The organism is Sphingobium sp. 15-1 (genome assembly GCF_013375535.1).
GTDB lineage: Bacteria > Pseudomonadota > Alphaproteobacteria > Sphingomonadales > Sphingomonadaceae > Sphingobium > Sphingobium aromaticivastans.
Genome location: NZ_JABXJG010000001.1, coordinates 2,785,792 through 2,800,057 on the forward strand (window position 1 = coordinate 2,785,792; position 14,266 = coordinate 2,800,057).

General features: G+C 59.3%; 10 protein-coding genes. 3 read left to right on the forward strand and 7 right to left on the reverse strand.

The genetic code is table 11. The features are described 5' to 3' along the window. The first annotated feature begins 106 nt into the window (after window positions 1-106). The 3 genes from HUK72_RS13305 to HUK72_RS13315 all read left to right on the forward strand — a co-directional run bounded on the left by HUK72_RS13305 (window position 107) and on the right by HUK72_RS13315 (window position 4,485). Entirely contained in the window at window positions 107-1,207 is a 1,101-nt protein-coding gene (locus HUK72_RS13305) for an NAD(P)-dependent oxidoreductase (RefSeq protein WP_176597188.1), read from the forward strand. Window positions 1,208-1,337: 130 nt separating this feature from the next. Continuing rightward, complete coding sequence (locus HUK72_RS13310) at window positions 1,338-2,156, forward strand: NAD(P)-dependent oxidoreductase (protein ID WP_218035966.1); 819 nt, start codon at window positions 1,338-1,340, stop codon at window positions 2,154-2,156. 136 nt (window positions 2,157-2,292) lie between these two features. Further along, the gene (locus tag HUK72_RS13315; RefSeq protein ID WP_176597190.1) at window positions 2,293-4,485 is read left to right on the forward strand and encodes a glycosyltransferase; all 2,193 of its coding nucleotides are present in this window, start codon (window positions 2,293-2,295) and stop codon (window positions 4,483-4,485) included. Here the strand turns inward: HUK72_RS13315 and HUK72_RS13320 are convergent, their stop codons facing one another. From HUK72_RS13320 to HUK72_RS13350, 7 genes are all read right to left on the reverse strand, one after another. Continuing rightward, window positions 4,486-5,112 carry an SIS domain-containing protein gene (locus HUK72_RS13320; protein WP_176597191.1) on the reverse strand — a complete coding sequence of 209 codons (627 nt, stop codon included), beginning with the start codon at window positions 5,110-5,112 and terminating at the stop codon, window positions 4,486-4,488. It lies immediately after the preceding gene. A gap of 15 nt (window positions 5,113-5,127) precedes the next feature. Further along, window positions 5,128-6,084, reverse strand: coding sequence for a hypothetical protein (locus tag HUK72_RS13325; RefSeq protein ID WP_218035967.1), 957 nt, complete (start codon window positions 6,082-6,084; stop codon window positions 5,128-5,130). Between the two features lie 57 nt (window positions 6,085-6,141). After that, on the reverse strand, window positions 6,142-7,515 hold the full coding sequence (locus HUK72_RS13330) for an HAD-IIIA family hydrolase (RefSeq protein ID WP_176597193.1): 1,374 nt from the start codon (window positions 7,513-7,515) through the stop codon (window positions 6,142-6,144). Beyond that, window positions 7,437-8,390: an SDR family NAD(P)-dependent oxidoreductase gene (locus HUK72_RS13335; RefSeq protein ID WP_176597194.1), complete on the reverse strand. Its 954-nt coding sequence runs from the start codon at window positions 8,388-8,390 to the stop codon at window positions 7,437-7,439. Before HUK72_RS13335 ends, HUK72_RS13330 begins: the two co-directional genes overlap by 79 nt. A gap of 11 nt (window positions 8,391-8,401) precedes the next feature. Next, complete coding sequence (locus HUK72_RS13340; protein ID WP_369805956.1) at window positions 8,402-10,711, reverse strand: glycosyltransferase family 4 protein; 2,310 nt, start codon at window positions 10,709-10,711, stop codon at window positions 8,402-8,404. Continuing rightward, window positions 10,594-11,148, reverse strand: coding sequence for a hypothetical protein (locus HUK72_RS13345; RefSeq protein ID WP_176597196.1), 555 nt, complete (start codon window positions 11,146-11,148; stop codon window positions 10,594-10,596). Before HUK72_RS13345 ends, HUK72_RS13340 begins: the two co-directional genes overlap by 118 nt. A gap of 84 nt (window positions 11,149-11,232) precedes the next feature. Continuing rightward, window positions 11,233-14,199 carry a glycosyltransferase gene (locus tag HUK72_RS13350; protein WP_176597197.1) on the reverse strand — a complete coding sequence of 989 codons (2,967 nt, stop codon included), beginning with the start codon at window positions 14,197-14,199 and terminating at the stop codon, window positions 11,233-11,235. Between the last annotated feature and the right edge of the window lie 67 nt (window positions 14,200-14,266).

Genomic DNA, 14,266 nt, shown 5'->3' on the forward strand with positions numbered 1-14,266 from the left:
GATTCGGGATATCTCGCCACATCCGCTCGGATATATATGGACGCAGCGACGGGTGAGAGGCATGGGTTTCTGTCCGCTCCTCGCGGGTGATGAATTTAGAGGTTGGATGGTGGACATCGACTATTTGCTTACAGGTGGCGCAGGATTTATCGGTTGCGCGCTGTCGGCCAGCTTGCTTCGCGGGGAGGGCGGAAAGACGCTGCCGTCGATAATCGCGGTCGATAGCTTGCACCCTCAGGTCCATCTGGTCGGTAACCGCCCCGCAAGCCTGCCCGATGCCGTTGATCTGCGTATCATGGACATCTGCGACGCCGCTGCCTGGGATGCGCTGTTCAAAGAGGTTCGCCCGCGCACGATCATCCACCTTGCTGCGGAAACGGGTACGGGGCAGTCGCTGGATTTGCCGGTTCGACATACTCATACCAACCTTACGGGTACTGCGGAGATGCTTGAGGCGCTGCATCGCGCGGGACAGGTGCCGGATCACATCGTACTCAGTTCTAGCCGCGCAGTTTATGGCGAGGGAGCCTGGACGGACCCCGCCGATGGCCGGATCTTCCAACCGGGTCGGCGTGAGAGTGCGGCGCTAGAGCGGGGCGATTTCGCAGTGGCCGCGCCTTCTGGGCTGCTGGCGACCCCGGTCACGCTACATCATGCACGCGTTCAACCGGCGCCGTCGAGTATCTATGGTGTGACTAAACTGGCGCAAGAACAAATTCTGTCGAACTGGTGTGCGGCCCGCAACGTTTCGTTGACGACGCTCCGCCTTCAGAATGTTTATGGGGTAGGGCAGTCGCCGCATAACCCCTATACCGGGATTATCGTGCTTTTCCATCGCCTCGCGGCCGCAGGGAAGCGCATCGAGGTTTACGAGGATGGCGAGATGGGGCGGGACTTCATCTACATTGACGATGTCGTGCAAACGATGACCAAGGCAATCGAACGTCCTCCGGAGGTGTCGAGAACGATGGATATCGGGAGCGGCGCTGTAAAAACGATTTTGGAAGCGGCGCAACAGATTGCATGCCTTTACGGTGCCCCCGAACCGGAAATCACCGGGGTCTTTCGTTATGGTGACATACGGTGGGCGGTGTGCGACCCTGCGGACATGCAGGAACAATTCGAAGTAACGCCGACGGTCGATTTCCTCGAAGGGAATGAACGGTTGTCGCAATGGTTATGCGAAACGGACATTATTGCGGCCTAGGCGGCTTGTCGTAAACCTTTGACCTTGGGGTTGCTTCGCCTGCGGGGATTGTGGTTAAAGCCTTTGGGGGCATGTGGTTGCCCCTTGTTCTGCCTTACTAAACTGAGTTCCCGTAATGACAAAGATACTGGTGACGGGCGCGGGTGGATATATCGGCACCCATGTCGTTCGTGCCTTGGCTGACCGGGGCACCGAGGTGCTCGCCCTTCACCGCGGCAATGCGCAAATCGATAGTCGCGCCCGCGAAATAGTCAGCGATTTTGCATTACTGGATGTCGGAAAACTGGTCGCTGAGGAAGGGCTGGAATGTGTCGTGCATCTCGCCTGGAGCGATGGTTTTAGCCATGATTCTCCGGCCCATATCGATAATTTGCCCGACCATGTGCGTTTCGTCCGTGCGCTTGTCGATGCGGGCGTTCGGCATTTTGTCGGTCTCGGTACGATGCATGAGGTCGGTTATTGGGAGGGCATGATTACGGAGGCGTCGCCCAATGCACCCCGATCTCTATACGGCATCGCCAAAAATGCGCTCAGGGAAGCCGCAAGGCTGGAGATCGTGAAGGCTGGCGGGGTGTTTCAATGGCTGCGCGTCTATTATATTTTGGGCGACGACCAGAGGAACAAGTCGCTCTTTTCCAAGATTATTGGCTGGGAAGCGGAAGGCAAGGAGAGCTTTCCATTCACAATGGGCCTCAGCAAACACGATTTCATTCAAGTCGATGATTTGGCCGATCAAATCGCTCAGGCCGCGCTTCAGTCGGCTGTGACGGGAGTGATCGATTGTTGTTCGGGTGAACCAGTCGCGTTGAGAGACAAGGTCGAGCAGTTCATCGCCGGCCAGGGTCTCGCGATCCGTCCGCAATATGGCGCTTTCCCAGACCGAGCCTACGACTCTCCTGCCGTTTGGGGCAGCAGGGAGAAAATCGACCTGATCCTGTCGGGAACCTGATCGGACTGCCTTCGCTGTTGTGAGCAAGGTCCGTGTTTCAGCAATTGATGTGGAGCAAACCTCGTTATAGGAACGGGCAGCGCTTGGGGGGTAAGATTTGTCTGATTTGTTTCACCGTTCGGAGGCAGCCCAGAAAATGCGGGTTCTGTTCATTTTGGGCTGCAATGAGGGGCCCAGCGCGCGCTATCGGGTGTTCAATCACATCGAAGCGCTTCAGGCGATGGGCGTCGGTGCCGAATGGCTTTGGGACATTCATTCCGAAGCGATGGAGGAGACGTATCTGCGGCAATTCTCGATTGTCGTGAACTTCCGGGGCGGGCACAGCGACCGTGTGGATCGGATGTTCGCGATTCTCAAGCGATTGGGGATCCCCACCGTCTATGACATTGACGACCTGGTGTTCGATCCCTCGATGGCGAGCCAGATCGATGCCTATCGGAAGATGAACGCCGCTGGCCAACGGGACTATATGGAGGGCATGCGCAGCATGGAGCGCGTCATGCTGGCCTCTGATTATGTGACGGTATCCACGTCTTTTCTCGCCGAGCAAGCAGAGAGGGTCAGTGGCAAGCGGAGCTGGATCATACCCTTCGGCGTGAACGACCGTCAGGTCGAGATCGCGAGCATCGTGCGACCCTATGAAGGCGGCGTCCGGTTCATCACCTATTTGAGCGGTACCAAGACCCATGAGCAGGATTTCGCAGAAGCCGTCGTGGCGCTGCGCCGCATTCTGACCGAATATGACGATGTTTACCTCAAGCTCGTGGGCTATCTCGACGTGGATACCCACTTGCCGGGGCTGCAGCACAAGGTGATCCGGGTTCCGCATATGGACTGGAAGAATCTGGTGATAGAGACGGCGAGCGCCTATGTGAACATCGCGCCGTTCGAGCCTGCCAGCCCATTTTGCCAGTCCAAGAGCGACCTGAAATATGTCGAGCCGGCGCTGTCGGCCGTGCCGACGATCGCCTCGCCTATCCGATCCTTTCAGGATAGCATTGAGCATGGCGTCAATGGCCTGATTGCGGAGAGCGCCGACGAATGGTACGCGGCGTTTAAGCTTTTGCTCGACGACCGCAAACTGCGCGATCGCCTCGGCAGCGCAGCGCGCGAAGATGTGGGCCGTGAACGCTATCCGGCTCAGATCGGCCGCAAGCTGCACGATGTCTATTCGGAGATCATCGGCTTGCACCGCCTGGAAAATCGTCCGACGGACCGAATGGCGGCGACCCCGCTGACGGGACGCAAAGGGGCCGGGTTGCGCATTGCCTGGGTCATTCCGCAGCCGTTCGAGGCATCGGGCGGGCATCGCAATATCTTCCGCGCCATTCGGTATCTTGCGGAATTTGGCCACTCTTGCTCGCTGCACGTCCTGCCTGACAACCATCGTTTCAGCCACGGTGATGAAATCCGGGATTTCATCACAAAGGAGTTCTTCGACCTGAAGACGGAATCCGTCCATCACGGCGTCAACGACATTCCGGAATGCGACGTGTTGGTCTGCACCTATTGGACGACCGCTTATATCGTGAAGGAAAATGCGCATAAAGCGCCGCTCCACGTCTATTTCCTGCAGGATTATGAGCCGATGTTTTTCCCCATGGGGACGGATTATGTGCGCGCCTGCGAAACCTATCGTTTCGGCTTTTACCCGATCACCTCCGGCCCTTGGCCGCTCCGTATGCTGGAGAAGGAGTGGGGAATAGAGAAGGGGTCTTTCTTCCGCTTCCCGCTCGACCGAGATATCTATTATCCGCCTGCCGAGCGTCGTTATGATGGGCCTGGTCGCATCGCCTATTTCGCACGGCCTGACATGCCGCGTCGCTGCTATCCTCTGGGCGTTTCAGCGCTGGAACTGGTCAAGCGTGAGCGCCCGGACGTCGAAATCCTGTTCTACGGTGATCATTCGGACAAGTTTCAGCATGTGCCGTTCCCGTTCACCAATATCGGGATGACGCCGCAGATCGAAGATCTGGGTGACCTTTATCGCTCTGTCGATGTGGGGGTTTGCTTCTCCACCACCAACCCATCTCTTGTTCCTTTTGAGATGATGGCGTGTGGACTGCCAGTGGTCGATCTCGACGTTAACGGCAATGAGGTTAGCTATGGTGGCCGCGACAATTGCATGCTGGCGGCGGCTAGCCCGCGAGACATTGCGGACAAGATTTACGCGGTTCTGGACAATCGCGCGAAGGCCGCTGACCTTAGTCGTCGCGGCATTGAATATGCGACCGAATTCCCCACCGAGGTGGAGATGGTGCGCCTCATCGAGGGCTATATGGTCGCAGAATTCGATGCCGTGACCGGGGGTCGAAAGAAAATCGCCTGATTAAAACTTGACCTGGCCGAGCTTGGCCGGGTCATCGATTTCGCGATGGCGGCAATATTGTGCCAGGATGTGCATCAGCGACTGGTGGACATCCTCGACAATGCCGTAATTTTCGCACTCGACATGCAGGCTGACGTCCGCAATCTGGGCCGATTGTCCGCCGGTAAAGCCGGTCATGGCGATGGTCCGCACGCCCATGGTGCGGGCCAGTTCCAGTACCCGGATGATATTGGGCGACGAGCCGGATGAACTGATCGCAATCAGCAGGTCGCCTGTCTCTGCCATGGACGACAGCTGGAAAGAAAACATCTCCTCGCTGCCGATATCGTTGACGATGGCAGTGATCAGTTCGACCGTGGTCGAGAAGCTGTGCACCTTCGGCCGCAATGCGGTGTCGCTACGGATGCCTTTCAAACAGTCGCAGACGAGGTGGTTGGCGATGGCAGCCGAGCCGCCATTGCCGCAGGAGTAGATGCGCTTGCCCGCCTTGGTCGTGTCGAGGATCAGTTTTGCGGCGGCGTTCAGGGAATCGGGGTTGATGGTGGCGGAGGCAGCATTGAGGCGTGCGAAATATTCGCTCGCATAAGGCGCTGCTTCGGGGAAAATGCGATCGGGGAAATACGTCACTTTGGCTCCAGCTATTTATAAGGGGTTATAGAATAGAATACGGCTGCCAAGCGGCTCGAATCCGAACCGTACCTGACGAAGGCCGACCGCGTTGGCAATGTCTTCATGACGTTCGCGCGGCGCGTAGAACATCATGAACCCGCCTTGGCCGGCACCCAGCAGCTTTCCGCCCAACGCACCGGCGCCCATGCCCTGCGCATACCACTCGTCGATCGCGGGCGTCGAAATACCCGAGGTCAGCGTCTTCTTGAGCGACCAGTTTTCGTGCAGGATATGACCGAAGCTGTCGACATGGCCCTGCGACAGTTCGTCGCGCATCACATAGACAAGTTCAACCATGCGTTTGAGCGCGGCCTGCTTGTCATTATCGCTGCCGGATTCCACCGATTGTGCGCTTAGGATTGCGGAGGCGCTGCGCGTAATGCCCGTATAGAAGACGATGATCCGCTGCTCCAGAAGGTCGCGAATGTCCCGGCGCATGATGATCGGACTGACGCTGACGCTGTCGTCGGGGTTGAATTCGATGACGTTGAAACCGCCAAAGGCAGCGGCATATTGGTCCTGCTTGCCGATGGGCTGGTGACAGCGCTCGATCTCCACCTCGCATGCGCGGGCCGCGAGATCCGCAGCTGATGCATGGACTCCACTATAGGCCGCTATGGCATTGAGCAGTCCGACGGAGAAGGTGGAGGAGGAACCAAGGCCCGTACCACGCGACGGAATGTCGGCGGTGGTTGTGATCTCGACGCCGCCGCGCATCCCGGTCATTTCAAATGCGGCGCGAAGCAATTCGTGCTCGATATCCTCCAGCCGGGTGACTTCCTCGGTCTTGGAATAGGCGAGCCGGATACCACCGTCGAATTTTCGGTTGATGCTGATGTACACATATTTGTCGATCGCGGTGCTGAGCACTGCGCCGCCATACTTGCGATAATAGGAAGGGAGGTCGCTGCCTCCTCCAACGAAGCTCATGCGAAGAGGGGTTCGGCTGATGATCACAGTGGCTGTTCCGTTTGTTAAAGCGCGGCTTCAGTGTGAAAGGATGATGTTGACGGCTTGCACAATGTCCTGCGCAATCGCGGTCGGTTCGGCAGGCCATTTGCCGTCCCGGCCGCCTTCGCCGGTCTCGACCAATATGCAGCGCAGATTTGCACGATTGGCCATGGCAATGTCTGCCGTGCTGTCTCCGATCATCCACGACGCGGACAAGTCGAGGTTCATGGCGGCCGCAGCCTGTTCGATCATCGCGGTCCCCGGCTTGCGACAGGTGCAGCCGATCTTCAGTTCCGGCACCTCGCCTGCGTAGCCGCTGTGGGGATGGTGGGGGCAGACATAGGTGGCGTCGAGATAGGCGCCCGCCCGTCCCAGTTCGCTTTCCAGCTTGGCGTGAATGCGGTTCAGGCCCGGCCAGTCGCACTCGCCCCTCGCCAGAACCGGTTGGTTCGTGACGACAACGACGCGATATTCGGCATCGTTGAGGCGCTTCAGTGCCTGGCCCGCGCCGGTGAAGACTTCCAGGTCATCGGGTTTGCGCACGTAATCGCGCAGGGCGTTCAACGTGCCGTCGCGGTCCACGAAAACCGCTTTTTGCGGCGTTTCGCGGCGCGCTCGTGCGACCACACCCGTTTGCAGGTGCCGTTCCGCCTTGTCCAGCCGGGTCGGCGTGCCGATGTCCTTGATATACTCGAACGAAATATATCCCGCCAGTTTCTGCCCGGACGCGACCATTGCGGGGAACAGGTCCTTTGCAAAATCGCCGACCGGAAAGCGGTCGATCCATGATGCCAGCGGGGCTTTATTCACGACATAGAGAGCCGCGTTCACCAGATTATGGAGGTATGCCCCGTCGGGATGGGGGTAGGAATGAAAGGCGGTGATAACCTTGTTTGCATCCAGTTCGACAAGATCGGAATCCGCCGGATGATCGTTCGGATGAAGCAATAGAGTGGCCACCGCGGAAGACCGGTCGTGGACATCGATCATATGCCGAATATCGACATCGAACAGTGTGTCGCCGTAGATAACGATAAAGCGGTCCTGAAGCTGGTCGAAGCATGCGAGTGTGGCGCCCGCCGTGCCGCGTGGCTCGCCGTCGTCGATCAGCGTTATCCGGGCAGAAAACTGGTTCTCGTCCACGAATGCCTGAATCTGATCGGCCGCGTGATTGACCAGAATGACGACGTCGTCGATGCCGTTCAGGATCAGGCTGTCGATCTGTCGCTTGAGCAGAGGCTCGCCATCGACGTCGATCAACGGCTTCGGTTTGCCGTTGAGCCGGCTCGCGAGGCGCGTGCCCTTGCCTCCGGCGAGGATGACGGCCTGTGTCATGCGCTGGCTTCCTGCGCGATGATCTCGTCGACCGAGCGGTGCATGGCCGCCTCGGAACTCATCGTCGGCGCCCATCCGCTCGCCATCAGCCGTTCGACAGAATAGCGGAAACGGGGAACGTCGCCGACCCAGCCGCGATTGCCTTGGCCGAAGTGCAATTCTGCCTTGCCCCCGGTCTGATCGCGGACCCGCTCGGCTATGGAGCGCACGGTGATGCCGTCGTCGGTCGGGCCGATGTTGAATACGGCGTAAGGGATATTCAGGTCGCGGATGTGCAGCATGGCCGCCACCAGGTCCAGAACGTGCAGATACGCTTTTTGCTGCGTTCCGTCGCCCAGAACCTCAAGCCGACCGGCGTCCCGTTTCAGCTTCTGGATGAAATCCAGGATCACGCCATGCGTTGCGGGGATGCCGATGACATTGGGAAAGCGGAAGATGCTTACCTTTGCGACAAAGGCTTCGTGCGCTGCGCGTATCTGCGCTTCGGATGCAAGCTTCATCGCGCCATAGTTGGAGATCGGCTGGAGCGGGCCGATATCCTCGTGTATCTTCTGATCGCCCAGATCGCCGTAAATGGCGGAACTGGAGGCGAAGTGGAGCATGCCGATATTCCGGCGCCTCATGACATCGAGGATCGCGACCGTCGTCAGGAAGGTCTGGCGCAGGTCCACCCGGTAGTCGGCGACCCCAGCCGGAATGTCAGAATTAGCGGCCATATGCCAGATTTCGTCGATCTCCAACGTGTCGAGGGCCGTATCGAGGATATCGGGATCGCTGCAATCCGCCTTGATGAAAGAGAAGTCCGGGTTCGTCAGCAGATCCTTCATCGTCTCGCGCCTGCCACGCGACAGATCGTCCAGCGCGACCACGCGGAAGCCGCGATCCAAAAGGGCCTTGGCTAGATTGACGCCGATGAAGCCTGCACCACCCGTGATAAGATGAACTGACATATTGGCCCTTTTTAGTTAGAATTTGGGATGGAAGAGGATGATGCCTGACGTTCCGACAGCATTTTGAGTCTGCTGGTCAAAAGCTGCTCGATACGCTCGGCCATCTCGCGCTCACTGGGGAAGGTCGATGCGAAATTCAGCCCTGCCGCGCTTCGCGACGCAAGTTGTACGGGGTCGTCTAGCAGGTTTGCGATGGCTTGCGCCATGCGTGAAGGATCTGCATCGGTCAGCAGTGCGATGTCGCGTCGATTGTCGTAATTGACCTCATTGCCAGGCCGATCGAGATCCACGACAGGCAGTCCACAGGCCATCATCTCATAGGGAACGAGGCTGGGGTTGGTCGTCGAAAAGACGAGGCCAGCCGTCGATGTGGCATAGAGTTGAGCTAGATCCTCCAGGGTAGGGACGACGTCCAGATAGGTGACGGGATAGTCCTGTCGATGGTTTTTTGCGCCGCTCGATCCGAAGAACAGGATTTCATAGTCGGGCCGGAGGCGATGGAAATGGTGCAGGGCCATTCTGCCGATTTCGAAGCATCGACGTTCCATTTCGGGCTTCGCGAAGAAGATCAGTCGCTTGGCGCGCTCCTGTCCCTTGCCTGCTGTCCGATTGTAAATCGACTCATCGACCGGAAATTGGAAGGAGTCCGCCTCCATCCCATAGTCACGACGCAGTATCTGCGCGCACCAGGGACCGGAGGTGATGGCGTAGAGGTTTTTGCGATAGGTGTTTTCCGCGAGGATATATTCCGACCCCATGGGGTAGAAGGCCGGTTCGAAATCCTGCACGAAATAGAAGATTTGGCCGACAGACGAGCGGACGGATTCCGCCAGACCGACTGTCGACCAGTGGGTCGCCATCAACACGTCTTCGCCATTGGCCTGGCCGGTGAACCGCCGGACCCGCCCCTCGAACGGGTAGAAATGCTCCTGTACCCCGCGACGCAGTTCCGTATCGCTGAGAGAGGTGTCGGAGAAATACAGCCTGACGTCGTGGCCGAACTGTTCCAGATGATAGGCCGCGCGCAGGATGTTGCGATGTCCGCCGCCGCCAATAATGAGGCCGGGCACGATCCAGCCGATTTTAAGCCGGTCCTTTAAGTGATGCGCTGCGGCCGGTGTTGGCGCGGGAAGATCGTAAGCGATGATCGCCTTGCGCGCTGCCGTTTCCGTTGAAAATGCCTCAAGCGCGTGTTTGCGGGCAGCTTTGCCGATCTGGGCGCGAAGTTCGGCGGAACGGATGAGGTCGTCAAGTTTGTCTTCCCACTCCGACAGGCTTGATGCGAGACAGCCGGTCACGCCATCCTCTATCGCGGCCTTGAAAGGTCCGGTGCGGCTGGCAACTGTCGGCAGTTCCACGAGCGCGGCTTCAAAGAATTTCAGTTCGCTTTTGCCTTCGCAAAAGACGTCACCTTCTTCGAGCGGCGCGATATTGATGGCGCACTCCGCCATGTTTTGTAGCATGTCGAGCGCAGGCATGAAGCCCCTTCGCTCAATTCTTTCCGCAAAGGGAACCCAGCTTTCATCAAGGTCCAGCATGCCGACGAGGCGAAAGATGATATTCGGGTGGCGGCGCAACAGGCCCTGCAAGGCGGCGGCGCATTGCTGGAAATCCCGCCCATGGGTGTTCGAGCCGGAAAAATAACATATCCGTATTTTGCCATCGCAGGGCGGTGGCGCAGCCAATATGGCTTCCGATAAGGACAATTGCGCGGCGTTGAAGCTGTTTGGCACCACATGCGCGTCCCGGCCGAGTTCGCGCATACGTTCGGCCAGAAAAGGCGTGGTGGTCGTACCCTTGCCGCAGGAAAACAGGAGTGAGCGATAGGCGCGCACGCCCCATTCATAGTCCCGCCGCTGGTCAGCGTTCAATGCTGCGACACCAGCTATGCTTTCGATGATACCAGGTTCGAAGACATAATCATCGACGTCGAAGACTGTGTCGATGCGATGGACGCGGCAATATTCGAGTAGCTCGACGACCCGTTTGGACGGATCGAAAGGGGACCGGAAAAAGATGATGACCTTCGGGCAGATATTCCGGTCGACAATATCGCCGCCGCGGTTGAAATCCATGACTTCCGTGTTATATCCTAGGGAATTCAATCCCTCGGCGATATTGTACACCCGATAGCGTTTCGACTCTCCTTCCCAGCAGCCGATCAGGAAGAGTATGTCGACGCTGCGATCCATGGCGTTGGACATCAGCGGCGGCCCCGATTGAATTTGCCATATCGGTTCCCGATCCAGCGCAGAGGCTTGGTCACGTGCCAACTCACCGAATTCCGCAGGCGGACTATGGCGCTTTCCGCCTGCTCGCATCGATAGCGCAGGGCATTGATCTCGTTAGTCAATTCGTCTGCGCGTCCGCTGTTCGCGCGCAACCACTCCGCTTCACTGTCCTGCTGGTGAAGGCGCGTTTCAGCCTGTGCCAGCTTCTGGGCGGTTGCCGCCAGAAGTTGCCTGACCTGTCCCAGCAGGTCTTCGGCGTCCCTCTGGCGCGAGCGGGCCTCCTCGACCTGGGCCGATGCGTCATTTGCTCTTGCTACCGCATGCTCGATAGCAGTCAGACGTTCGTTGACGGAAAGCGGCTGACGCTTGTTCGATTTCATGCGCGCAAGGGTGAGTTTCAGTTCGGTGAGCTCGCACCGAATATTCTTCAACTCCTGGGCAATGATCGGGGGAGAATCATCAGCCGACGGCTCGTCACCACCCGGTGCAGGCCGATCGGCATTGCCCCCGATGGTCTTCGCTCCCAAAATACTACTCCAGAATTGCGCGGTTGCGTGTGCGCTGCTGCGCCGATAGGCAATGACGGAATCCCCCCGGCTTCGCAAGACCGTTCAGTCCTGTTTTTGCAAGAGAGATGCCTCGATCAGGGCCGAGGCAAAGGCCGAAACCATACTTTGGTAATCGCCGATTTCCGACAACAGAGCGTGGCCCCGCTGGCCGAGGAGGGTGCGTTCTGCCGATGCATGGACAAGGCATTCGATTCGTGCCGCCAGTTGATCGGTCTGACCGGGATCGTAGAATAGGCAGTTCCAATCCTGCCGGACGATTTCCGGAATGCCATCGACGGCCGTGCTGATGATCGGCAGCCGAAAAGCCATGGCCTCCATCAGCACGCGCGGCGCGCTTTCCTGCCGCGAGCAGCAGACAAAAAGATCTGCCGCCGCGTAAAAAAGCGTCACGTCTTCCACTGCACCCGTGATGGTGATGCGTGCACGGACGGGATGCGCGAGTTTCGCGAGTTCGGCGTTCAGGCGATTAAGATACGGTGATTCGACGGGCGCTCCCACGATGAAAATGCGAACGCGGGCGAGGCTGTCTTCCTGGAGCGATGTGACGGCGCGGATGAGATCCTCTTGTCCCTTGCGCGCGCAAAGGCTGCCGACGGCCAGAATGAGGATGTCGGTTTCTTCCACCGCCAGCTCCGCGCGTGCATCAGCGCGATGCCATCGTCCGGTTTCGGTAGACAGGCGGGCAGGGGGAATGGCGTGGCGGATGACGTGAAAATTCTGCCGGGTGGACACGGGCATCCATGCCCTGCGGGTGGCCTCTGCGACGAAGATCACCCTATAGGCTTGGGCGAAGGCGGCATAGGCTAATGCACGCACGCGCAGGGGTGCGCGGCGGAAATAGCGGTGCCAAATACCCGCTTCATGGTGCCACCACAGCACGCCGATGCCCGCCAGAGATGCCGCATGAACAGCAATGTGCATATCCAGCGTGTTCGCCAGCACGACCTCCGCTTCCAGATGCTCCAGCAGTTCGCGCAGCCTGTTGCAATCGGTCCAGTAGCGGTCGGGCGACGCGCGTCTTGGCGGCTTGTCGAACATATGGACGGCAATTCCGAGCGCACGAAAGTCCGCGGCGAGCGGGCCGTCATTCGGTGCGATGACCGTGCAGCGGAACGACCCTTGCGACTGGAGGCCGGTTATGAGGTCGAACAGCGTGATCTGCGCGCCTTCGCGGTTCAGGCTGTGCGAGACGAAGACGACATGGATGGGGGTCGCAGGGGCATCGAGGGCGACGCGGCGCGCTGCGGGTCGGAAAAGCGGTTGGCTGTTGCCTAGATTGGGGTTGTAGAAGCTGTCGGATAGCGCGTCGGTGCCCATGGGAGGGAGGCAGGGGCGGGCGGAGGCCGCTTGCTTCGGATCGAGCGTCAATTCGGCCGCTGCACACAGCAACGTCGTCTTGCCTTTACGCGTGAGAGTCGCGCAATAGTGCAGGCCGCAGGCATCCGCAGAGCCAAGCCCAGAAGGAAAGCCGCCCGTCGCTATAAAAATATCCTTGGGAACGAGCAGGCAGGTCGCGCTGACTGCCGCACATTCGCGCGTTACCCTGGCGAGATACATATAGCCGGGCTGGGTCGCGTGCAGGCCTCGAAAACTCGGCAAGACCGTGGGGGCGCCATCGGCGGCGCAGAAGCCGGAATGATCGACGCGTTCATCGTCCGAAAGGATGCGGGCGCCGACCGCGCCAGCATCGGCCGCCTTGCAATATCCGGCCATGTTTGCCAGCCAATTTTCGCGCATTGGATGTGAGGGTTGGGACAGGAACAGAATATAGTCGCCGCGCGCGGCTTGCGCGCCGAAATTCAGCAGGCTGGCCAGATCATCTGCCGGGCAGGGCGCTTTGCAGTGGTGAATCGGGGCGAAGCCCGCCAGTGTATCCAGTGCCGCGTTATCGAGAGAATCCGGTGAGCAGAGAATGATTTCGGCCACCTGTGTCCCTCCGGTCCTGAGCGGGGAGAGGAGAGCACTGAGGTTGGTCTCCCGGGATGGGACGGGAATCACCACGCTGATCGAACTTGTGGGGGGGGCGAAAGCGAGTTCGAACAGGCCGAGATGGGCGTCGCGCGCCCAGCCCGGCTGTTCTGCGGTCGCACGCAATCCCCGGCGAGCCAAGGCGTCGGTCACCGCGAGCCGCCCCGCCTCAATGCTTTGCGGCTTCGCGTTCCCGGATAGGGCGGTCGATCCCGGACTTTCCCGCCAGTGATAGAGTATCTGCGGAATATGATCGATGCGCCGTGCGATCTCGGACGCGCGCAGGGCGAAGTCGAAATCCTGGCTGCCGTCATATTCGGACCGGATGCCCCCCAGCGTCTCGAACAGCTCTCGCCTAACCGCCATCGCATGACTGAAGTACATGTAGGACAGCAGCAAGGTCGACGACCAGCCGGGTTTGAACGTCGGTGACTTGCGCTGACCGTCCGGTGCCAGTTTGTCGCTATCGGAATAGGCGAGGTCGCACTCGGGAAAGTCGCTGAAATGAATCGCGAACCGGGCGATGCAGTCCGGGGACAGGAGGTCGTCCTGATCGAGGAACAGCAGTATCTGTCCGTCAGCCAACGCGGCTGCGCTGTTCGTGGCGGCGCCGATGCCCTGATTGCTGGGATGGGTGGCAACGCGGATCCGCCGATCGCTCTTGGCGAGGTTGGCGAGATAGGTCGCAAGCTCCGGGTCCCTGCTCCCGTCATCGACGATGCAGAGTTGCCAATCCTCGAAGACCTGCTCTCTGACGGAGCCTATGGCGGCGGTCAGCATGTCCATCGCCGGGCGATAGACGGGCATCACCACCGATAGGCTTGGCAGGCGGGCGCTTCGAGCGGTCATCGCGGCGATCAGGTTTTCGTCGGCGCGCCGGCTTGCGCCGTTGACGGACAGCCAGGCATCGAAAGGCGGGGGCGTTTCCAGCCAATGCCGATGATCTCTGGGCAGCCATTGCTTCAGCCAAACCAATCTCAGGGCCGCGCGCAGGCCGTGTCCCGCGATCCAGTGATCGATCCGGCGCGGCGGCGGGTTCATCCGTATCATTGTCCTGATGTGTAGACTGACGTCACAAAGGAGGGGTCGCTGCTCCTGCTTTCACGAC